This is a genomic window from Saprospira grandis DSM 2844 (assembly GCF_000275825.1).
Lineage (GTDB): Bacteria > Bacteroidota > Bacteroidia > Chitinophagales > Saprospiraceae > Saprospira > Saprospira grandis_A.
The window spans coordinates 3,182,593-3,202,161 of sequence record NZ_JH719942.1; the positions used below are offsets into that span (position 1 = coordinate 3,182,593).

At 46.3% G+C, this 19,569-nt stretch carries 17 protein-coding genes; 14 read left to right on the forward strand and 3 right to left on the reverse strand.

Annotation, left to right across the window (positions count from 1 at the left end; genetic code table 11):
- Nucleotides 1-466 precede the first annotated feature (466 nt).
- The 6 genes from priA to rnr all read left to right on the forward strand — a co-directional run bounded on the left by priA (nt 467) and on the right by rnr (nt 10,549).
- Nucleotides 467-2,986: a replication restart helicase PriA gene (gene priA / locus SAPGRDRAFT_RS14425; RefSeq protein WP_002659987.1), complete on the forward strand. Its 2,520-nt coding sequence runs from the start codon at nt 467-469 to the stop codon at nt 2,984-2,986.
- Nucleotides 2,987-3,259: 273 nt separating this feature from the next.
- Nucleotides 3,260-3,979, forward strand: a complete 720-nt coding sequence (locus SAPGRDRAFT_RS14430; protein ID WP_002659988.1) for an FKBP-type peptidyl-prolyl cis-trans isomerase — start codon at nt 3,260-3,262, stop codon at nt 3,977-3,979.
- 94 nt (nt 3,980-4,073) lie between these two features.
- Nucleotides 4,074-4,664 carry an FKBP-type peptidyl-prolyl cis-trans isomerase gene (locus SAPGRDRAFT_RS14435; RefSeq protein ID WP_002659989.1) on the forward strand — a complete coding sequence of 197 codons (591 nt, stop codon included), beginning with the start codon at nt 4,074-4,076 and terminating at the stop codon, nt 4,662-4,664.
- A 320-nt stretch (nt 4,665-4,984) separates the two neighbouring features.
- Nucleotides 4,985-6,301, forward strand: coding sequence for an adenosylhomocysteinase (gene ahcY, locus SAPGRDRAFT_RS14440; RefSeq protein ID WP_002659990.1), 1,317 nt, complete (start codon nt 4,985-4,987; stop codon nt 6,299-6,301).
- A gap of 131 nt (nt 6,302-6,432) precedes the next feature.
- Nucleotides 6,433-6,987 (forward strand): hypothetical protein, encoded by a 555-nt coding sequence (locus SAPGRDRAFT_RS14445; protein WP_002659991.1) that lies wholly within the window; start codon nt 6,433-6,435, stop codon nt 6,985-6,987.
- 601 nt (nt 6,988-7,588) lie between these two features.
- Nucleotides 7,589-10,549: a ribonuclease R gene (rnr, locus tag SAPGRDRAFT_RS14450; protein WP_002659992.1), complete on the forward strand. Its 2,961-nt coding sequence runs from the start codon at nt 7,589-7,591 to the stop codon at nt 10,547-10,549.
- Between the two features lie 66 nt (nt 10,550-10,615).
- Here the strand turns inward: rnr and SAPGRDRAFT_RS14455 are convergent, their stop codons facing one another.
- On the reverse strand, nt 10,616-10,975 hold the full coding sequence (locus tag SAPGRDRAFT_RS14455) for a GrpB family protein (protein ID WP_253271334.1): 360 nt from the start codon (nt 10,973-10,975) through the stop codon (nt 10,616-10,618).
- Nucleotides 10,975-11,157 carry a GrpB family protein gene (locus SAPGRDRAFT_RS23545; RefSeq protein ID WP_253271335.1) on the reverse strand — a complete coding sequence of 61 codons (183 nt, stop codon included), beginning with the start codon at nt 11,155-11,157 and terminating at the stop codon, nt 10,975-10,977. Before SAPGRDRAFT_RS23545 ends, SAPGRDRAFT_RS14455 begins: the two co-directional genes overlap by 1 nt.
- A gap of 139 nt (nt 11,158-11,296) precedes the next feature.
- Between SAPGRDRAFT_RS23545 and lpdA the strand changes: the two genes are divergently transcribed.
- From lpdA to SAPGRDRAFT_RS14475, 4 genes are all read left to right on the forward strand, one after another.
- A complete protein-coding gene (gene lpdA, locus SAPGRDRAFT_RS14460; protein WP_002659993.1) occupies nt 11,297-12,715 on the forward strand; it encodes a dihydrolipoyl dehydrogenase in 1,419 nt (472 codons plus the stop codon).
- A gap of 423 nt (nt 12,716-13,138) precedes the next feature.
- Nucleotides 13,139-13,954 carry an IS5 family transposase gene (locus SAPGRDRAFT_RS14465; RefSeq protein ID WP_002657728.1) on the forward strand — a complete coding sequence of 272 codons (816 nt, stop codon included), beginning with the start codon at nt 13,139-13,141 and terminating at the stop codon, nt 13,952-13,954.
- A gap of 53 nt (nt 13,955-14,007) precedes the next feature.
- Nucleotides 14,008-14,415: a DUF4332 domain-containing protein gene (locus SAPGRDRAFT_RS14470; RefSeq protein ID WP_002659994.1), complete on the forward strand. Its 408-nt coding sequence runs from the start codon at nt 14,008-14,010 to the stop codon at nt 14,413-14,415.
- A 164-nt stretch (nt 14,416-14,579) separates the two neighbouring features.
- Nucleotides 14,580-16,817 (forward strand): prolyl oligopeptidase family serine peptidase, encoded by a 2,238-nt coding sequence (locus SAPGRDRAFT_RS14475; protein ID WP_002659995.1) that lies wholly within the window; start codon nt 14,580-14,582, stop codon nt 16,815-16,817.
- Between the two features lie 216 nt (nt 16,818-17,033).
- On the opposite strand, the gene SAPGRDRAFT_RS14480 is transcribed toward SAPGRDRAFT_RS14475, so the two are convergent.
- Nucleotides 17,034-17,585, reverse strand: a complete 552-nt coding sequence (locus SAPGRDRAFT_RS14480) for a glycoside hydrolase family 73 protein (RefSeq protein WP_002659996.1) — start codon at nt 17,583-17,585, stop codon at nt 17,034-17,036.
- Here SAPGRDRAFT_RS14480 and SAPGRDRAFT_RS22980 point away from each other — a divergent pair.
- From SAPGRDRAFT_RS22980 to SAPGRDRAFT_RS14495, 4 genes are all read left to right on the forward strand, one after another.
- A complete protein-coding gene (locus tag SAPGRDRAFT_RS22980) occupies nt 17,584-17,808 on the forward strand; it encodes a hypothetical protein (protein WP_156001940.1) in 225 nt (74 codons plus the stop codon). The genes SAPGRDRAFT_RS14480 and SAPGRDRAFT_RS22980 overlap by 2 nt on opposite strands.
- A complete protein-coding gene (locus SAPGRDRAFT_RS14485; RefSeq protein WP_002659997.1) occupies nt 17,729-18,097 on the forward strand; it encodes a BlaI/MecI/CopY family transcriptional regulator in 369 nt (122 codons plus the stop codon). Before SAPGRDRAFT_RS22980 ends, SAPGRDRAFT_RS14485 begins: the two co-directional genes overlap by 80 nt.
- A gap of 9 nt (nt 18,098-18,106) precedes the next feature.
- Entirely contained in the window at nt 18,107-19,180 is a 1,074-nt protein-coding gene (locus SAPGRDRAFT_RS14490; RefSeq protein WP_002659998.1) for a M56 family metallopeptidase, read from the forward strand.
- A gap of 71 nt (nt 19,181-19,251) precedes the next feature.
- Nucleotides 19,252-19,548: a hypothetical protein gene (locus SAPGRDRAFT_RS14495; RefSeq protein WP_002659999.1), complete on the forward strand. Its 297-nt coding sequence runs from the start codon at nt 19,252-19,254 to the stop codon at nt 19,546-19,548.
- Nucleotides 19,549-19,569: the final 21 nt, after the last annotated feature.

Sequence of the window (19,569 nt, forward strand, 5' to 3'; positions counted from 1 at the left end):
ATTATCCCCGGCCTTGTCTAAAGAACGTGAAAATTCCTGAATTTGCATTTTTATAATCAAGTCTTTTCAACTAATAAAAAGGACCTTGCCCATCAACAAAAGTCTAGTAAATAATAGAGTATAAAACTAATTCCTACTCAATTTAAATATTTCTTAATATTTAGAGAGCCGTATATTTTAAAGCCAGTTTGCTGCCAGATAAGGGCCTTTTTTGGGGCCTCCGCTGCGGCTTCGCCTTGCGGCGCTACGTTTCGGGGCTCGCAGGCCTGCTCGGCCCTGCGCCGCCTTTGGCGGCTGGGTCTGCGGCTTCGCCGCCCCCCTGCACATCGCTAGGCCAAATGCCCCCGCTCCGCTGTGGCTTCCCCACCTAAACAAACTCGCCTTTTTTCTCTTTTAGCCAAAAGGAGTTCTGCGCTTCTGTCTAGAGTTCCTTATATTCGCCACTCATAAATTTATGATACCGCCTATGTCCGCATCTAGTTTGTTAGACCTCTTTGAATCTGGTGGAGGCGCAGAAAAAAAAGGAACCTATGTCGAGGTTATTCTGCCCCTGCCTTTAGCTAAATTATATACCTATTCGGTCCCCTTTCACCTCAAAGAATGGCTGCAAAAGGGCGTAAGAGTAGAGGTCCAATTAGGGCGACAAGGCCGATATGCTGGTTTAGTATACTCCATTACAGAAGAAAAACCCGCCTACCAAACCCGCCCCATCATTTCGGTCCTAGACGATTTTCCCATAGTCACCGAAGAGCAGTTCCGCCTCTGGGAATGGATGTCCACTTATTATCTCTGTAGTATGGGCGAACTAATGGCCGCCGCCTTGCCCGCTGGCCTCAAATTAGCCGGAGAAAGCAAATTGTTACTAGCCGAAAACTATGAGGCCAAACCTTGGATGCAACTCCACCAAGAACTGCCAGGCGATGAAGCATTGGTCATCGAGCAATTGCAAAAAAAAGGCGAACTCAGCCTGAGCGATATCCAACGAATGCTCAAACTTAAGTCGGTCCACAAGTTAGTAAAGTCACTGCTCGATAAACAGTTGGTCCAACTCAAAGAAGAGCTGCAAGAACGCTATAAACCCAAAATGGAAGATTGGGTGGCCTTGGCCCCGCCCTACGAACTAAACAATCCCAGCAGCATAAAAGAAGCCTTTGATGTGATTGGTAGCCGAGCCCATAAACAAATAGATACCCTCATGGCCTTTATGCAGTTGGGCCGAGAACAAAAAAAAGTTCGCAAAAAAGAATTATACGAAAGGGCCAAAATAGATAGCGCCCTGCTCAAAAAATTAGTCGATAAGGGCATCTTTACCATCTACCAAAAAGAATTGTCTCGCCTAGATGATTATGATGGCGAGGCCGAGGGAAATTATGATCTCTCCAAACAACAACAACAAGCCTACGAAAGCTGCCTGCAGCATTTTGCTAATAAAAAAGCCGTTTTGCTACATGGGGTAACGGGTAGCGGAAAAACACAGGTTTTTGTCGAGTTAATGGAGCATTATATAGGGCAAGGACAACAAGTTTTATATTTGCTGCCCGAAATTGCCCTAACCGCCCAAATTGTGGGCCGCCTGCAAAAACATTTTGGGGACCAAATTCTGGTCTACCACTCTAAGTTTAATAATAACGAAAGAGTAGAAATCTGGCGGGCGGTACAAGAAGGCGTTCCCATTATCTTAGGGGCTCGCTCGGCCTTGCTTTTGCCCTTTCAGTCTTTGGGCCTCATTTTAGTCGATGAAGAGCATGACCCCTCTTATAAGCAGCAAGACCCCGCTCCACGCTATAATGCCCGAGATACAGCCGTATTTATGGCCCATCTGCATGGAGCAAATATTTTGCTGGGCTCGGCCACGCCTTCTCTAGAAAGCTATCAGAATGCTTTGGAGGAGAAATACGCCTTGGTCCAATTAGATCAGCGATTTGGAGGCCTGGCCCTCCCAAAAATAGAAATTGTAGACCTTGGCGAGCAGCAACGCGAAAAACGTATGCACGGCATTTTTTCGGGCCATTTACTAGATGCACTCAAAGAAACATTGGCCAATGGAGAACAGGCGATTTTGTTCCAAAATCGCCGAGGATATGCCCCCCTATACCGCTGTAAAAGTTGTGGCTGGACCACAGAGTGCAAGGATTGTGACGTCAGCCTGACTTACCATAAGTATAGCAATAACTTACGCTGCCACTATTGTGGCTATCAGCGGGCTTTGCCCAAAAGCTGCGATGCCTGCGGTAGCCATGAACTAGAAATCATCGGTTTTGGAACAGAAAAGATTGAGGATGAACTCCAAATCTTTTTGCCCGATGCTCGCCTAGAGCGGATGGACTGGGATACAGTTCGGGGGAAAAATGGACATGACCGCCTGATTAACCGCTTTGCCGATGGACAAATAGATGTCCTGATTGGAACGCAAATGGTCACTAAAGGCCTAGACTTTGACAATGTGGGCCTAGTTGCCGTCTTATCGGCGGACCAAATGCTGCAGTTTCCAGATTTTAGGGCCAATGAACGCGCCTTTCAGCTCATGACGCAGGTAGCGGGAAGAGCTGGACGGAAAAAAAAGCAGGGCCGAGTCCTTATTCAAGCTTATCAGGCCGAGCATGAAATTTTGCGAGAAGTGTTGCAGCACAATTTTCAGCAGTTTCAGCAAAGGGAACTAGCCGAGCGCCGCAGCTTTAAGTATCCGCCTTTTCAACGCTTGATTAAGATTCAGTTTAAGCATAAAAAGCGGGACCAACTGCTGATGGCGGCAGAATGGGGGGCCAAGTTTTTGCAATCTCGTTTGGGCAATCGGGTGCTGGGGCCAGCCGAGCCCTCTATTGCTAGGGTGCGGACCTACTACCTTATGGACCTCTTAATCAAATTGGGCCGAGGAGGAAAAAGCCTGCGGGCGGCCAAAGACAAAATTAGAGATATGCAGGAGCTGCTACGGCAAAAAGATGGCCTAAGTGGGCTGAGAGTAGTCATTGATGTAGATCCTTATTAAGCTTTGGGGAATTGGCCTAGGCGTCTGCCTTGGCCTAGCGATGTGCAGGGGGGCGGCGCAGCCGCAGACCAAAGGCAGGCGCAGCCTGCCTGCAGGGCCGAGCAGCCCTGCGAGCCCCGAAACGTAGCGCCGACGACCGAAGGGAGGCGGAGGCCCCAAAAAAACAGCAGATTGTTAATCTTCCGCTAATCTGGGAGGGCAGACATGAGCAAATGGAATTATTTTTGGTAAATTAGGGGAGAAAATAGTAAAAAATATAAAACAGGATATAGTATGAAATGGACGACTCGTCTTCTTTTTGCGGCAGGTTTGTTTACTGCCAGTTATGGGCTACAATCTTGCGGAGAGCCAGCACAGGCGGCGCCTACCGCTCCCGTGATTAACCAGGAATCGGCTCCTAAAGGGGATGATTTTAGCTATGCTTATGGGATGCTTTTGGGGAGTAACCTCAAGGCCATGGGGATGGAGTACAGTGATGTAGAGGTCATAGAGTTATTGGCTGGATTGCGAGCTGCGATGGATGCTGATGAGAAGCCTTTGATGGACCAAGCGGCGGCACAGCAGTTAGTCAATAAGACTTTTCAGGAGATGCAGGCCAAGGCTGGCGAGGCTAACTTAAAAAAGGGCCAAGATTTTTTGGCTAAAAATGCCAAGCGTTCTAAGGTCAAAGTGACCGAATCGGGTTTGCAGTATGAGGTTCTTAAGGAGGGTGTTGGAGGTAAGCCGAGCATCAATAATAAAGTGAAGGTGCATTATCATGGGACCTTGATTGATGGAACTGTTTTCGATAGTTCTGTAGATCGAGGGAAGCCTATTTCTTTTCCTTTGGGCAATGTGATTAGAGGCTGGCAGGAAGGTTTGCAACTCATGCCTGTAGGAGCCAAATACAAGCTTTATATACCGGCTGATTTGGGCTATGGTCAGCGAGCGGCGGGTAAAATTCCGGCCAACTCGGCCCTCATTTTTGAGGTAGAACTACTGGCGATAGAGTAAAGGCCAGAGAATTTAGAAAGAGCGCTTGCATCCTTGGGATAGCGAGCGCTTTTTTGTATCATTGCGGCAGAATTTATACAATAGAAATCAACTTATGAAAGAACTTAGTTATCAAATTGGGCTTTTGCTTGGTAGCAATCTCGCCAATCAGGTGAATCCTCAGGATATGGATGTAGAAGCAATGGGTCAAGGTATCCAAGCTATTTTTGGCATGTCTGCAACTAATGAAGAGCTACAAGCTGCTTCTCAGGCGGTACAAACCTACATGCAAGGTATTGCTGCTTCTCAGGCTGCAGAATCTGTAGAGCAAGAAAAGGGCTTCTTGGAAGAGAATGCTAAGCGCGAGGAAATTGTTAGCCGCGAGAGTGGTTTGCAATATGAGGTATTGGTAGAAGGCAATGGCGATATCCCCACGGCTCAAAATACTGTAGTCGCTCACTATGAAGGTCGTCTACTCAACGGAAAAGTATTTGACAGTTCTGTATTGCGCGGACAGCCTGCTACTTTCCCTGTAGGTAACTTGATTCAGGGCTGGCAAGAAGCTTTGCAATTGATGCCTGTAGGCTCAAAATGGCGCCTATATATTCCTTCTGGCTTGGCTTATGGTGCCAATGGCGCAGGAAATGATATTCCTCCTCACGCTACCCTCATTTTTGAGTTGGAGTTGTTGAGCATCCAAGGCTAATTAGCTGCCGATAAAGTATAGAAGAGTCCAGTTTTTGGGCTCTTTTTTTTTGTACTTAGGTCTCCTTTTGGCCTAAACAATTTGAGCGTTTTTCTCTTTAGAGAATACATACGCCCAAAAACATGAGCGTAAAAGCTTATGGAGTTCCCCCTGAGCCAAATCAATGAGGCTATCGCCCATTTGGAAGCCGGCAAGGCCCGCTACCGTATCGTACTGAAGAATGATTAGCTTTGATAATCAATAGCTTAAGATATTTTGTAAATCAGGGATAAAATTGTACTTTTGTGCTGATTTTATCACTCAATCTAGTTTTTAACTGAATGGAAACAGTAAATAAGTTGAACTACAAAGTAAAAGACATCTCGCTAGCCGACTGGGGCCGCAAAGAAATTACCCTAGCCGAAGCAGAAATGCCCGGCTTGATGGCTCTGCGTGAGAAATATGGAGAGAGCCAACCTCTTAAAGGAGCTCGCATTGCAGGTTGCCTGCATATGACTATCCAAACCGCTGTTTTGATCGAGACTTTGGTCGCCCTTGGCGCCGATGTAACTTGGTCTTCTTGTAACATCTTCTCTACTCAAGATCAAGCCGCTGCCGCTATCGCCGCCGCTGGTGTACCCGTTTTTGCTTGGAAAGGCATGACCGAAGAAGAGTATGACTGGTGCCTAGAGCAAACTCTACGTAGCTTTAAAGATGGCCAGCCCTTGAACATGATCCTAGATGATGGTGGAGATTTGACTAATGTAGTTTTGGACAAATATCCCGAAATGGCCAAAGGCGTATTCGGTATTTCTGAAGAAACCACTACAGGGGTACACCGCCTATATGAGCGCGTGAAGAAAGGGACTTTGCCCATGCCTGCTATCAACGTAAACGACTCTGTAACTAAGTCTAAGTTTGATAACAAATATGGCTGCCGCGAGTCTGCTGTAGATGCTATCCGCCGTGCTACCGACATTATGTTGGCCGGTAAAGTAGCTGTTGTAGGTGGCTACGGTGATGTAGGAAAAGGTACTGCCGCTTCTTTGCGTGGTGCTGGTTGCCGCGTGATCGTTACCGAAATCGACCCCATCTGTGCCCTTCAGGCCGCTATGGACGGTTTTGAGGTGAAAAAAATGAGCAATGCTATCCCTCGTGCCGATATCATTGTTACCGCTACCGGCAACAAAGATATCATCCGCGAAGAGCATTTCCGTATGATGAATGATAAAACTATCCTTTGTAATATCGGCCACTTCGATAACGAAATCGATATGGCTTGGTTGAACAAAACTTACGGAAGCACTAAAGTAGAAATTAAACCTCAGGTGGATCTCTACAACATCGAAGGAAATGATATCATCCTTTTGGCCGAAGGCCGCTTGGTGAACTTGGGCTGCGCTACTGGACACCCCTCTTTCGTGATGTCAAACTCTTTCACTAACCAAACTTTGGCCCAAATCGAACTTTGGACCAAACGCGATACCGATGAGTACGGCAAAGATGTATACATGCTACCCAAACATCTCGATGAAGAAGTAGCCCGCCTACACCTAGCCAAAATTGGCGTAGAACTAGAAGAACTTAGCCAAGAACAAGCCGAATATATCGGCGTAACAGTCAAAGGTCCTTACAAACCTGAACACTACCGTTACTAAATTATATTGCCCTTCTGGGCCAAGAGGTCACCGAATACCTTCGGTGACCTTTTCTTTTGTGCCCCTTTGCCCTTGCAAAAACCAAGAAAAAACCTTAGCTTTAATCAATTAATTAAACGTATAGTACCTAGATGCAGAAAATGCTTTTACATCAAGAGGGATTCCAAGGAACAACCAGCCCAATTATCCCGAAAAAGAAAGAAAAGCTGCGTTTTGAAAATTTCTTGAACTTTTTTCCAGCCGTAGAACTTCCTCTAAGCATTAGCTCTGATACCGAAAAACTCATCGCAGAAGCTCATGAACCCCTAAATGCCGCCTGGATGTACGAGTTTGTGCTGGAGCATGGCGAAGAACTAGACGAGTTTACCGAATTTATGCCCTGCTTCTGCCTAGCCCAAAGCGAAAAGTTCTTAGGCCTGGTCTATTGGCAGGCCTCTTTGGAAGGGAGCGCCTACTTTTTAGCCACTTTCTCGCCCGCTGGCCACATTATTGACCATAAAATTTTAGCCGGAACGCTTTACCTAGAAGATGGCATCAAACAAATGGTCTGCACGGTCGCCAAAGATTGGAGCATCCAAAGAGTAGAGGGCCATATCGACGCCCAAGGCCAACTGCTCAAAGAAAATACTACGCAAAGCAAACGCTTGCAAATTACCCTAGATGGAGAAATTCTAGAAGATGTATAATCTTTTTAATTTTTTGGGGCCCGCGGCCGGCTAGGCTGCGCCTAGGTCGGCCGCCGCTATGCTGCGGGGCTCGCAAGCCTGCTCGGCCCTTCGCCTTTTGCTGCAAAGCAGCAAAAGGCCTCGGTCTGGCCCTGTGGGCCACCCGCTCCGCAGCGCTGGGCCAATCTAGGCCTAGACATAAACCCCTAATAAGACAAGAACAATCCTAGACCAAATAATATTCCCCCAAAACCGAACTTAAAATAAGCTAAAGCGCTTTAAACGAATGCCCCCAAAAGGCCCGCAGGGCCTAACGGCTGAGGGATGGACAGCAGGGCCGCCAAAGGCGGCAGACCAAAGCCCAAAGGGCTGCAGGGCCGAGCGAATAGCGAGCTGCGACACAGCCCGACCCGAGCGAAGCGAAGGGGCAGCCCCAAATCAATCATAAAAAGACTAGTCCAATAGATACACAAAAAAAGACTAGCATAAACTGGGTATAAGGCCTCCGAAAATTGAGGCAGCCCGATTCAATCAATATAGGCTTGCAAAGGCAGGCCGCCCAACTGCTCTGTTTTCAGTATGGCCCCGCCAGGGCCCAAAGAGCAGCACTAAACAAAAAAATATGGCATATAAAAAAAATAAACCCAAGCAGAAGAAGCAATTGAGCAGCGGAGAACTGAAAAGTCAAATTGCTAAACTTTTTATCAATGACCATAAGGCCCGCCTGGGCGTGAAAGATATTGTTAGAAAACTACCGATTGCCAATAGCTCAGATGCTGTGCAATCGGCCCTAGATGCCCTGCAAGAAGAAGGCGTAATTTATCCTCTCGCTAGAGGTAACCGCTACCGCATCGACCGCTTTTACCAACAACGATTGGTAGAAAATGACCGCAATGATCAAGGCCATTCTGGACGAAAGGAGCAGGATAATCGCAAAAAAGGCTCTAGCTGGAAAATGACTACCGGAACCGTAGACCCCACCCGCTCTGGAGCAGCCTATGTTGTCCCCGATGACGAAGAACTAGATCGAGATGTTTTTGTCTCTCAAGGCGCATTGGAAGGCGCCCTCAAAGGCGATTTGGTGCAGCTGAAATGGCGACTCTCTCGCCGAGGCAAACCCGAGGGCCGAGTGGTGAAAATCCTAAAACGAAACAGAGAAACCTTTATCGGTACGCTGGTCGTTTCTAAGCGCTTCTGCTTTGTCATCCCCGATGAGAATACGGTCCCTATGGATATTATTGTGGACCGCAACAGCCTGATGGAAGGCCAAAGTGATGATAAGGTAGTAGTACATATTACCGAATGGCCCAAACCCAATAGCAATGATAACCCCAAGGGGGTCGTTACAGCCGTTTTGGGCAAAGCCGGCGGCAATGATATCGAAATGAAGTCTATCCTGATTAAACAGGGCTTCGAACTCGATTTCCCAGAAGAAGTTATGGCCGAATCAGAAGCTATTCCTCTGGAAATTCCCGAAGCAGAAATCCAAAAGCGCCTAGACCTTCGCCAAATTCCTACTTTTACCATTGACCCCGCTACAGCTAAGGACTTTGATGATGCCCTTTCTGTAGAAATGCTGGATAATGGCAATTATCGTATCGGTATCCACATTGCCGATGTAACCTATTATGTGGCCAAGGGAAGCCCATTAGATAAAGAAGCGGCCAAACGGACCACCTCTGTCTATTTGGTCGACCGCGTTTTACCCATGCTCCCCGAAAAGCTATCAAATGGGGTCTGCTCTTTGCGCCCGCATGAAGATAAACTGACTTTTTCGGCCCTTTTTGAGCTCAACGCCAAAGGCCATGTGGTAGAAGAGTGGTTTGGCAAAACGGTCATCCATTCGGACCAGCGCTTTGCCTATGAAGAGGCCCAAGAAATTTTGGATGGGGCAGAAGGACCCTACAGCCAAGAGCTGCGCATCCTCAATCGCTATGCGCATATTTTGCGCAAAGCCCGCTTTAAGAAAGGAGCCATCAGTTTTGAGTCGCCAGAAGTACGCTTCAAATTAGATGAAGATGGCAAACCCGTAGATGTCTACCTCAAGCATCGCAAAGATGCCCATATGTTGGTCGAGGACTTTATGCTATTGGCCAACCGACGCGTAGGAGCCAAGATTATGAACATCTACCGCAATGGAGGCAAAGAGGTTCCTTTTGTTTATCGCATTCACGACCTGCCCGATATGGAGAAGGTCAATGGTTTTGGAAAATTTGCCGCTCAATTGGGCTACCGCCTAAAAATTCAGGATGTAGAGGAAGTGGCTGGCGCCTTTAATAAGATGCTGAAAGCCGCTGAGGGCAAACCCGAGCATGCCGTTTTGCATCAGTTGGGCATCCGCACGATGTCAAAAGCAGCTTATTCTACCCAAAATATTGGGCACTACGGCCTTGGCTTTGAAGATTACTCGCATTTCACTTCGCCTATTCGCCGTTATGCAGATGTATTGGTGCATAGAAATTTGCAGCATTTCTTAATGCATGAAAAGCCGCCTTATACCTCAGAGAAATTAGAAGAAATCTGTGGACATATCTCCAAGAAGGAGCGAAATGCCATGGATGCCGAAAGAGAGTCAATCAAGTACAAACAAACCGAATATTTACAAGGCCGTTTGGGCCAGGTTTTTCAGGGCCATATTACGGGCATGACCGAATACGGTATTTTTGTCGCCCTAGATGAGAATTTCTGTGAAGGGATGCTCCGCTTTGAAAATATGTACGATCAATTTGTGCTAGAAGAAGACCGTTTTCATATTCGCTCTTCTTCAGAACGTTTCAAAATGGGAGACCCCATCTGGGTACGGGTAGCGAGCACCAATCTGGAAAAACGCCAGGTGGATTTCCAAATGGTCCCCGCAGAAGATGCTATCGCCGAACTCAACTTGAGCGAGGAAGATTTGCGCCCCAAACTAGAAGAAGGCAAAAATGAGGTAGTCGAGATTGAAGCAGTTCGCCGTACCGATTTAGACGAGCTCTATATTCGCTTAGCCGAAACCTTTGGCAGTAGCGATATCTGCCAGGAAAATGCAGAAGCAGAACGCAATTGGACCTATCAACTAGCCAGCTCTACGATTCACCGCAAAGGAACGGTCCTTTTACAGTATGCTTGGCTCGCCGAAGAAGGGCAGGAGTATCCCGCACAAATGACCGCCCCCGATGGCGAAATCGATAAGAAGAAATGGGCCAAGATTATGCCCGAGCTAAAGGCTTATATTCCCAACTTCTCTTTGGACCAATTGACGGATACCGCTTATTGCCCTTTCTATACAGAGAAAGAGTCGAATATTAGCTCTGCAGACCTCATGCGCTGCCAAGCCTTCTTCTTTGACTGGATGTCTTATTTGCAGGCAGAACAAGTGCTTTGCTTCTCGGCCCGCCTAAAGAATTATTTGGTCAAAAATGGCCTGATCCGAGGACTAGAAGAACTGACCGTAAACTCTGGCAAAAGAGAAATTCGCGTCTTTAGAGGCTATATGCCTTTGGCCAATAAAAAACTACGCTTCGCTTTCTTCCCTAGCTTGAGCACGAGCTACAACAAAAAAGCAAAAAAAGAAGCTTGGAACTGGGCCCTAGAAAAGCCATAAGCCAAAGCTAAATAGCATAGAAAAGCCGCCTGCACCACTGTGTAGGCGGCTTTCTTCTTAAATTAACTATTGGTTTTCCTGCGCCTCGGCCCAAAGCAAGGCTTTTTGCTCATGTAGCTGAATGAAATCATTTTTATGGGCCACATAAGCAGCTGGATCAAAGCGATACATACGAGCCCCTTCCAATTTTATGGCCTCATAGGCCTGCCGATGTTCCGCAAACTGCCGAAGATAGTCCCGAAAAGCCAAATGCCGCTTGGCCCCATAAGAGTTGAACACAAAAGCATGTAGCTGATGACTGCGTTCTATTTCTTCCTTTTGAAAGTAACGGCGGCCAGGAATACCAAACTCTCCCTTGACCAAATAACCGAGCTGTTCTAGCTTTGGGGCCGCCCAATCTAGCTCTTCTAAGCTATCTACTTCCATCAATAAATCAATAAATCAATAATGGGCTTGGCCGATAAACCAGGCACAGAAGTACTCCCAATATGATGAATTTGGACCAGCATGTTTTTAGGCAAAATACTCAAAATGGTCGCCTTTTCTTTGGCAAAGGCCTGGGGCCAGTCCTCCCGATAAGGACAAACTTCAATCGTTCTGATGTTCATAGACTATTGTTTTAAATGCAAAGGTAGGGATCTCTACTATAACGCTCTTCTTCAAAACAGGCTTTGTTTTTAAACTAAAACCTGTACCTTTGTTGCCAGAAAGATCATCCTTTCTTTTTAACTAAAACTATGCTTCAATATGGATTTTGATATCATTGTTTTGGGCAGCGGCCCTGGCGGATACGTAACGGCCATTCGGGCCTCTCAATTAGGGTATAAAGTAGCTGTTGTAGAACGCGAAGCCCTTGGTGGTATTTGTCTCAATTGGGGATGTATTCCCACTAAAGCACTACTCAAAAGTGCACAGGTATTCAATTATATTCAGCATGCTGCTGATTATGGCATTCAAGTAAGTGAGGCCAAAAGCGACTTCTCTGCTGTGGTGCAACGCAGCCGTGGAGTAGCTCAAAAAATGAGCGGCGGCGTCAATTTCTTGATGAAGAAGAATAAAATTACGGTCCTTATGGGCCAGGGCAAGCTGTTGCCCGGCAAAAAAATAGAAGTAAGCGAGGAAAATGGCCAAAAGAAAACCTATTCGGCCAAACATATTGTCCTGGCTACTGGTGCACGCGCCCGCCAACTCCCCAATTTACCCATCGATGGTAAACACATAATTGGCTACCGCGAAGCCATGACCCTAGCCAAACAACCCAAAAGTATGTTGGTGGTGGGCTCTGGCGCTATCGGTATGGAGTTCGCCTATTTCTACAAGAGTATGGGCACTGAGGTGACCGTGGTCGAGTATCTAGATAATATCCTTCCCCGCGAAGATGTAGATGTCTCTAAGGAAATTACTAAGGTCTACAAAAAGGCCAAAATGAAGATTAAAACCAAAGCCGCCGTGCAAAAGGTTACTCCTTTGGCCAACGGAGGCTGTGAGGTCGAAATCCAACACAATAAAACAGGAAAAGTAGAAAAAGTCACCGTTGATCTGGTCCTTTCTGCTGTAGGCGTAAGCCCCAATACCGAAAATATCGGCCTGGCCAATCTAGGCGTCAAAACAACCAAAACAGGCCATATCGAGGTCAATGAGGTCTATGCCACCAATGTCGCCGGCATTTATGCTATCGGCGATGTACTAGAAACTCAGGCTTTGGCCCATGTCGCTAGCGCCGAGGGAATCACTTGTGTAGAAGCTATCGCCTATAAAGAGGGTAAGTTTGAGCACGCCCCTCAAGCGATCGATTATGACAATATTCCCGCCTGTACCTACTGCTGGCCCGAGGTCGCTTCTGTCGGCATGACGGAGGAACAAGCTAAAGCCGCTGGCTACGAACTGCGCATCGGTAAGTTCCCCTTCTCCGCTTCCGGAAAAGCGAGCGCCGCTGGCGATAATGCCGGTTTTGTCAAACTAATTTTTGATAAGAAATATGGCGAGTTGCTCGGTGGCCATATGGTGGGCGCCAATGTAACCGAAATGGTGGCCGAACTCGTGGCCGTCCGCAAACTAGAAACTACAGGCATGGAGCTGGTCAAAACCGTTCACCCTCACCCCACAATGTCTGAGGCCGTGATGGAAGCCGCCGCCGCCGCCTATGATGAAGTCATTCACCTATAAAGTAGCTCTTATTTTGGGGCCTCCGCTGCGGCTTCGCCTTGCGGCGGTTATTCCCTTCGGTCATCGAACTGCGGCCTAAAGGCCTTGTTGTCGTTTCAGGGCTCGCTGTTACTTGCTTCGCTGCGTCGGCTCCCGTTGGTCGGGTCGCTCGGCCCTTCAGCGCTAAAGCGCTTCGGTCTGGCCTACGGCCACCCCTGCACATCGCTAGGCCTGCGGCCCTTCGGGCCTGTAGGACGCCAAAATGAGCACTAAAGAAAAAGCCACCCTCTTCAAAAAAAAAGGGTGGCTTTTTTGTGCCCCAAACAAAAAAACTTAGCGAGCTTGTTTAAATTTTTTAGTCAGCAGCTAGACTAAGGCAAAAAAAAATGCTGCAAAGCGCTTATTATTGTTGATTACGACAAAAACAAAAAAAGGCTTTGCAACATGGTTGTGAATTTATCAAAAGAATTTATTACGGAAAAAATATTAGCATTTTTTCCCGAAAAAAAATTGGCTCGAAAAACCAAAGCGCCTCTGTGGCAAATTGTTAAAGCGATAATTTATAGGCTTAAAACAGGTTGTCAGTGGAGAGAATTACCGATACAATCTTTTTTTGACGAAGTTCTAATTTGCTGGCAAACAGTATATTACTACTTCAATAGCTGGTCCGAGTCTGGTATTTGGCAAAAAGTGTGGATCCAATTTCTAGCCCATGAAAAATCTTGTTTAGATTTATCTAGTATACAGCTTGACGGAAGTCATACCCCAGCGAAAAGAGGGGGCGAAGCTGTGGGTTATCAGGGCCGAAAAAAGTCCAAAACCACAAATGCTCTCTTTCTCACAGATAAAAATGGGCTGCCAATCGCTATGTCTCCGCCTTTTGCGGGAAACCATAATGATTTGTTTGAAATCGAGAGTCATTTCCAAAAAATGCTTGCCGATCTGCAGCTTTCAGACATCTCTCCTGATGGTTTATTTATGAATGCTGATGCAGGGTTTGATAGCAAAAAACTTAGAGAAAACTGCCAAAAAATGGGCATTATCCCTAATATTGACCACAACAAAAGAAATAGAAAAAAAGCTTATTATCAAGATATTATAGATGAGGAACTTTACAAAGAACGCTTTTCTGTTGAGCGAACTAACGCATGGATTGACGCATTCAAAATTTTACTCATTCGTTTTGAAAGAAAAGCCGACAACTGGGCGAGTCTACACTATTTAGCCTTTATACTTATTTTCCTAAAACGAAATTTTTAAACAAACTCAGCTTTAACAATAGTCTTTTTATAATCTCCAAATCAAAGTTAATTATGGCAACTAAAGTATCTGCTATCGAAGGAATTGGCCCTAAATACCAAGAAAAATTAGCCGAAGCAGGCATCAGCACCGTAGAAGGCCTACTAGATGCAGCCTGTACCCCCAAAGGCCGCCAAGAATTAGCCGATAAGTCAGGCATCGATAAAAAACGCATTCTGGCCTGGGCCGGCATGGCCGATATGTTCCGCATAAAAGGCGTAGCTAGCCAATTTGCCGAATTGCTCAAAGCCGCCGGCGTAGATACCATCAAAGAATTACGGACCCGCAAGGCCGAAAATCTACAACAAAAAATGACCGAGGTCAATGCCGAAAAAAAACTCACCAGAGCGGTCCCCCGCCTAGAACAAGTAGAAGGTTTTATCGATCAAGCCAAAGAATTAGAACCTAAAATGAGCTATTAGGACAAGCCAAGCCAAAATAATCATTAGCCGATAGTAGCATAAAGCTGCTATCGGTTTTTTATTGAATGCAGAAAAAATGAGCCAGAGGCCAAAAAAATAACAGCATTTTTATACCTTATACAAACATTTGAGCGAAAACAGTTTCCCTACACAAAACCGATATAATGAAAGCTAAAAAAATAACCCTTTCACTAGCCGTTTTGGGCCTCATGGGCCTGCAGGCTTGCCAGCCTTCTGCCCCCAAACGGACTTTTGAGCCCATTGAAACCCAAGAGGAAACAACAATAACAACCCCCAAAAACAAAGAAGCAGTGCAACTGATTCATCCCGATAAATTGCAGTTGGTTTATCCCAAAACAGAAGAGGGAAACCAAAGCGATGATTATTTTGGCCAAAAAGTAGCCGACCCTTACCGCTGGCTCGAAAAAGATACCGACCCCAAAGTAGAAGCTTGGGTGGCCAAACAAGAAAAGTTGAGCCGCAATTATCTAGATGCGCTCCCCGGCCGTGAAGCCCTAAAAGATCGCCTAGAAAAAATCTGGAACTATAACCGCTATTCGGCGCCCAGAAAAGAAGGGAACTATTATTATTATACCAAAAATACAGGCCTACAAAATCAATCGCCGCTTTACCGCTCAGCTAGCTTGAGCCCCCTCAAAGAAGAATTGGTCCTAGATCCCAATACTCTCTCTAAAGATGGTTCTGTTTCTTTGATGGGCCTTTGGTTCTCTAAAGATGGCCGCTATTTGTCTTATGCCATCAGTGAGTCAGGCTCCGACTGGAGAACAATCAAGGTAATGGACCTGAAAACCAAAAAAGTATTGGCCGATGAGATCAATTGGGTGCGCTACTCTAATGTGAGCTGGTTTGAAAATGGCTTTTTCTATAGCCGCTATGATGCCAATGAAGCAGAGGATAAATATAGCCGCAAAAATGAGTTCCATCAACTATATTACCACCGTTTGGGCCAAAAACAAGCAGAAGATGAACTCATCTTTGCCGATAGAAGTCACCCGAATTATAATTTTAGCCCAGAAGTGACCGAGGATGAAAATTATCTCCTCATTTATAGTACAGCTAGTACTAGTGGCAATGGAATTTATTACAAAAACCTCAAGCAGAAAGATGCGGGCATTGAGGTCTTGGTCAGTAATTTTGATTATGATTATAGCCTGGTGAATAATAAGGGCAGCCGTTTATATTTTAAGACCAATTATAAAGCACCCAATTACCAATTGCTAGAAATTGACCTCAAACAGGCCGAAGAGAAAAATTGGCGCCCCATCTTGCCCGAGCAAAAAGAAGCTTTAGAGTCGGTCATTATGCTAGGCGATCAGTTTGTGGCCAACTACATCAAAGATGTACGCAACCAATTACGGGTATATGATGCTAAGGGCGAATATAAGGGCCGTTTGCATTTGCCCAAGGTTTTGGGTAGCGATAGCCCGGTAGATATTGGTAGCTTGCGGGCTTTCCCCAATGGCCAAGGCGGTAGCTATAGCGTGAGCGCCTTTACAATTCCTACCACCGCTTGTACCTTTGAGCTCAAAAGCCGAAAAAGCGAAACTTGGCAGGCCCCAAAATTGGCCTTTAACCCCCAAGACTTTGTAACGCGACAGGTGTTTTATACCTACAAAAACGGAAAAGAAACCGTTCGGATTCCCATGTTCATTACCCATAAAAAGGGCCTAAAAGCAGATGGCAAACGCCCCACTTTACTCTATGGTTATGGCGGATTTAATATTAGCATTATGCCTTCTTTTGCCCTAGAGCGCATTCCTTTATTAGAGGCGGGCGGTATTTTTGCCGTGGCCAATATCCGAGGAGGAGGAGAGTATGGTAAAGATTGGCATCAGGCGGGAACGCAGCTAAATAAGCAAAATGTATTTAATGACTTTATCCAAGCAGCCGAGTATTTGGTCAAGGAGGGCTATACCAACCCCGGTAAATTGGCCATAGAGGGCCGTTCTAATGGGGGACTATTGGTTGGGGCTTGCATGACGCAGCGCCCAGATTTGTTCAAGGTGGCTTTCCCGATTGTGGGCGTTTTGGATATGCTCCGTTATCAGGAGTTTACCATTGGTCGTTTTTGGGCGGCAGATTATGGTTTGAGCAGCGATAAAAAGCAGTTTAAGCATCTATACGCTTATTCTCCTGTACATAATGTAAAGGCCCAAAAGTATCCGGCTACTATGGTCATGACCGCTGATCATGACGACCGAGTAGTGCCTGCACATTCCTTTAAGTTTGCGGCGGCCCTACAGGCCAATGCCCAGGGCAATGCGCCTGCTTTGCTACGCATTGATCGTTCGGCGGGACATGGAGCGGGCAAGCCCACCGCTCAGCGGATAGAGGAAATTGTAGACAAATTGGCCTTTATGCAGTTCAATTTGATGGATTAGCCTGATTAGCGGGCAGTAAAAAGCCAGCAGCTCTAGAGCTGCTGGCTTTTTGCTGTTTTTGGGCGGCTTGTCCGCCTTTTTATGGCCTAGCGATGTGCAAGGGTGGCCCTTAGGCCAGACCGAAGCGCTTTAGCGCTGAAGGGCCGAGCGAATAGCGAGCCCTGAAACGTAGCGCCGCAGCTTTGCTGCGGAGGCCCCAGATTTTAAAAGACCTGATTATTGGTCATATTGGTGCAGGCGGTAGCGTTCAATCAGCTCAATTAGTTTGCTAGGGTAGGAGGAAGAAGTGGCATAGCCGGCTTTTCGGAGGCCCTTGGCCCAGCCCTTATAATCGGTAGTTTTGAGTTTGAAAAGGTCGGCATAACGGCTTCCATTTCGGAGAAAATCAGAATGTTGCCTAAAGCTTTCTTCGGCGCTACTGTAGGCTCTAAAGCAGGCATTTTTGGAGCGGAGTTGATAGGTTTTGCCGCTCCAGCCGCTGCCGCATTTGATTCCGAAGTGATTATTGGCATTTTTGGCTAGTTCGCTACGGCCATAGCCAGATTCTAGGATGGCTTGGGCCATTTTGATGCTAGCGGGCACGCCAGTTCGCTTCATTTCGGCAATAGCAATGGGTTTGAAGCGTTCTATATAGGCTGAGGCGGTGGCTGTGGCGCTGCCACTGCTTGAGTTGTTGTTGTTATTGTTGCTGGGGATTTTGAGAAGATGGCAAGCCGAAAGGCTAAGGAGGAGGCAAAGGGCCAATAATTTAGAGAAGGATGCGTACATGAAAACTTTTGTTTTTGCGGATAAAAAAGTGACTTTTCGGGCTTTAAGACGTTCCTTTGGGCTAAATATTGTGGTCTTTAGCATTGAACTTTTAGGCAAAGCAGAAAAAGCCTTATTTTTGGGCAGAAAAATAACTAAAGCTTATGGAAAAGAAAATTATGCTCACGCCTTTGGAGCTAAAGGTGATGGATATTTTATGGAAATTGGAGCGGGCCTATATTAAAGATATCTTGGCGCATTGGCCCGAGGCCAGCAAACCGGCCTATAATACCGTTTCTACGATAGTGCGCATTTTGCAAGATAAAAAAAAGTACATTGGGCATATGGAAAAGGGGCGGAGTCATCAGTATTACCCCTTGGTGTCTAAGGAAAGTTATCAGCAAGACTTTTTGGAAAATGCCGTAGAGAAGGTCTTTTCGGGTTCTGTGCAGTCCTTGCTTTCTGCCTTAATTGAGCAGGAAAACATGACGGATGCGGAGCTAGAAGAGCTCAAAAAATTATTGGACCGATAAAATCTGCTTATGCTAATTTTTCTACTACTTTCTGCCTTACTTTTGGCTGCGGGGGCACTTTTTTATTGGGCCTTAAGAAAGCAGTTGTCTTGGCAGAATCGAAAATTATTTATTTGGACCTTTTTGTTGGCGGCCTTGCTTTTGCCTATGCTCATGCCTTCTTTGGAGCATCATTTTGAGAAAACCTGGGTTGATTATGAGAGCTATGAGGGCTGGAATCAGGTGGATATTGAGGACCCGCAGTTGTTGTCTTGCTATAAATCGGCCAATAATAGCGAGGGCGTTTGCCATTGCGAAATCAAGCAAAAGGCCGCTATAGTCGATTTTCAGCCCAACCCCTATTATGACCGTATGATGGAGCTTCGAGGAGCCCTAGAATGGCTGTTTTTGCTTTTTGCTAGCTACTTTTTGCTGCGTTTTTTATGGCGCTTTGGGGGCCTGCTTTGGCTGCGGCGACAATCCTATGCCGAAGACCGACAGCTAGAAAATCTCTCTTACCAGATGCTTTACCCCAAGGGCTATAAGGTCTATCCTTTTAGCACATTTAGCCTGCTGCGGCACTACATTTTATGGTCGCCGGCCCTAGATCGCCTTACTGAGGCCGAGCAAGAGGCCGCTTTTTATCATGAGTTGGGCCATCTCAAGGGCCGAGATAGCTGGGCCGGATATTTTTTGGGCCTGCTGCAAATTTTTTGGTTTTGGCATCCGCTCTACTACCTTTTTCGCAAAGAACTCTTGGAAATCAACGAACTTTTGGCCGATGATTATGCCGCTCAGCGGCTGCCCAGCCGCCGAAGTTATGCCGAAATGCTCCTCAAGATGACCGCCTTTCAGCAAAAAGGACAAGCTTTGGCCTTCTTTTTGGCTAAGAAAAAATTGCAAAGACGTTTAGAGGCACTGCTTTTTCAGGCCGCCCCAAAAGGATGTACAAAAAAGCAGTTTCAACTCTTGCAAATCTGTTTGTTATCAGGGCTTTTTCTGCTTTCCGTTAGCCTTTATTTCCCGCTACATCGGCAGTTAGAGCAGCCTACAAGCATAAAAAAAGAGCAGTTTTTACCGCTCAAAAATACAGAAAACGGCTAGTCTACGTTATATAAGGACATACAGCAGAATAGCCAATGCATACGTTTTAAGATCAATTAAACTAAAAGAAAATGAAAAATATATTTGCTTCTGCCTTCGTCGTTGTAGCGCTTTTTATAGGGCATTCGGCTCAGGCGCAACAACAAACTGGCCCAAAAATTAGTACAAATATTCGCCAATTGCCTACAAATGCAGAGGAAGTAAATCGCCTAGAAAAAGAACTGGCGCAGGCCAAACAAAATCCAGCCCGCATTGCCGACGGTACGGTGGCCAAATATGAGGCCGCCCTCGCTCGCCGCAAAAAAGCGCTGGCCCTAGAAAATGAAGAAAGAGCTCGCCTAGCCAACCAAAAAACGGCGACTAAATAGAAGATGCAGAAGGAGGAGGGG

Excerpts from the sequence above, each read along its gene's own strand:
- priA (WP_002659987.1), top strand. The coding sequence starts at position 467 with ATGTCCGCATCTAGTTTGTTAGACCTCTTTGAATCTGGTGGAGGCGCA.
- SAPGRDRAFT_RS14430 (WP_002659988.1), top strand. The coding sequence starts at position 3,260 with ATGAAATGGACGACTCGTCTTCTTTTTGCGGCAGGTTTGTTTACTGCC.
- SAPGRDRAFT_RS14435 (WP_002659989.1), top strand. The coding sequence starts at position 4,074 with ATGAAAGAACTTAGTTATCAAATTGGGCTTTTGCTTGGTAGCAATCTC.
- ahcY (WP_002659990.1), top strand. The coding sequence starts at position 4,985 with ATGGAAACAGTAAATAAGTTGAACTACAAAGTAAAAGACATCTCGCTA.
- SAPGRDRAFT_RS14445 (WP_002659991.1), top strand. The coding sequence starts at position 6,433 with ATGCAGAAAATGCTTTTACATCAAGAGGGATTCCAAGGAACAACCAGC.
- rnr (WP_002659992.1), top strand. The coding sequence starts at position 7,589 with ATGGCATATAAAAAAAATAAACCCAAGCAGAAGAAGCAATTGAGCAGC.
- SAPGRDRAFT_RS14455 (WP_253271334.1), bottom strand. The coding sequence starts at position 10,975 with ATGGAAGTAGATAGCTTAGAAGAGCTAGATTGGGCGGCCCCAAAGCTA.
- SAPGRDRAFT_RS23545 (WP_253271335.1), bottom strand. The coding sequence starts at position 11,157 with ATGAACATCAGAACGATTGAAGTTTGTCCTTATCGGGAGGACTGGCCC.
- lpdA (WP_002659993.1), top strand. The coding sequence starts at position 11,297 with ATGGATTTTGATATCATTGTTTTGGGCAGCGGCCCTGGCGGATACGTA.
- SAPGRDRAFT_RS14465 (WP_002657728.1), top strand. The coding sequence starts at position 13,139 with ATGGTTGTGAATTTATCAAAAGAATTTATTACGGAAAAAATATTAGCA.
- SAPGRDRAFT_RS14470 (WP_002659994.1), top strand. The coding sequence starts at position 14,008 with ATGGCAACTAAAGTATCTGCTATCGAAGGAATTGGCCCTAAATACCAA.
- SAPGRDRAFT_RS14475 (WP_002659995.1), top strand. The coding sequence starts at position 14,580 with ATGAAAGCTAAAAAAATAACCCTTTCACTAGCCGTTTTGGGCCTCATG.
- SAPGRDRAFT_RS22980 (WP_156001940.1), top strand. The coding sequence starts at position 17,584 with ATGAAAACTTTTGTTTTTGCGGATAAAAAAGTGACTTTTCGGGCTTTA.
- SAPGRDRAFT_RS14480 (WP_002659996.1), bottom strand. The coding sequence starts at position 17,585 with ATGTACGCATCCTTCTCTAAATTATTGGCCCTTTGCCTCCTCCTTAGC.
- SAPGRDRAFT_RS14485 (WP_002659997.1), top strand. The coding sequence starts at position 17,729 with ATGGAAAAGAAAATTATGCTCACGCCTTTGGAGCTAAAGGTGATGGAT.
- SAPGRDRAFT_RS14490 (WP_002659998.1), top strand. The coding sequence starts at position 18,107 with ATGCTAATTTTTCTACTACTTTCTGCCTTACTTTTGGCTGCGGGGGCA.
- SAPGRDRAFT_RS14495 (WP_002659999.1), top strand. The coding sequence starts at position 19,252 with ATGAAAAATATATTTGCTTCTGCCTTCGTCGTTGTAGCGCTTTTTATA.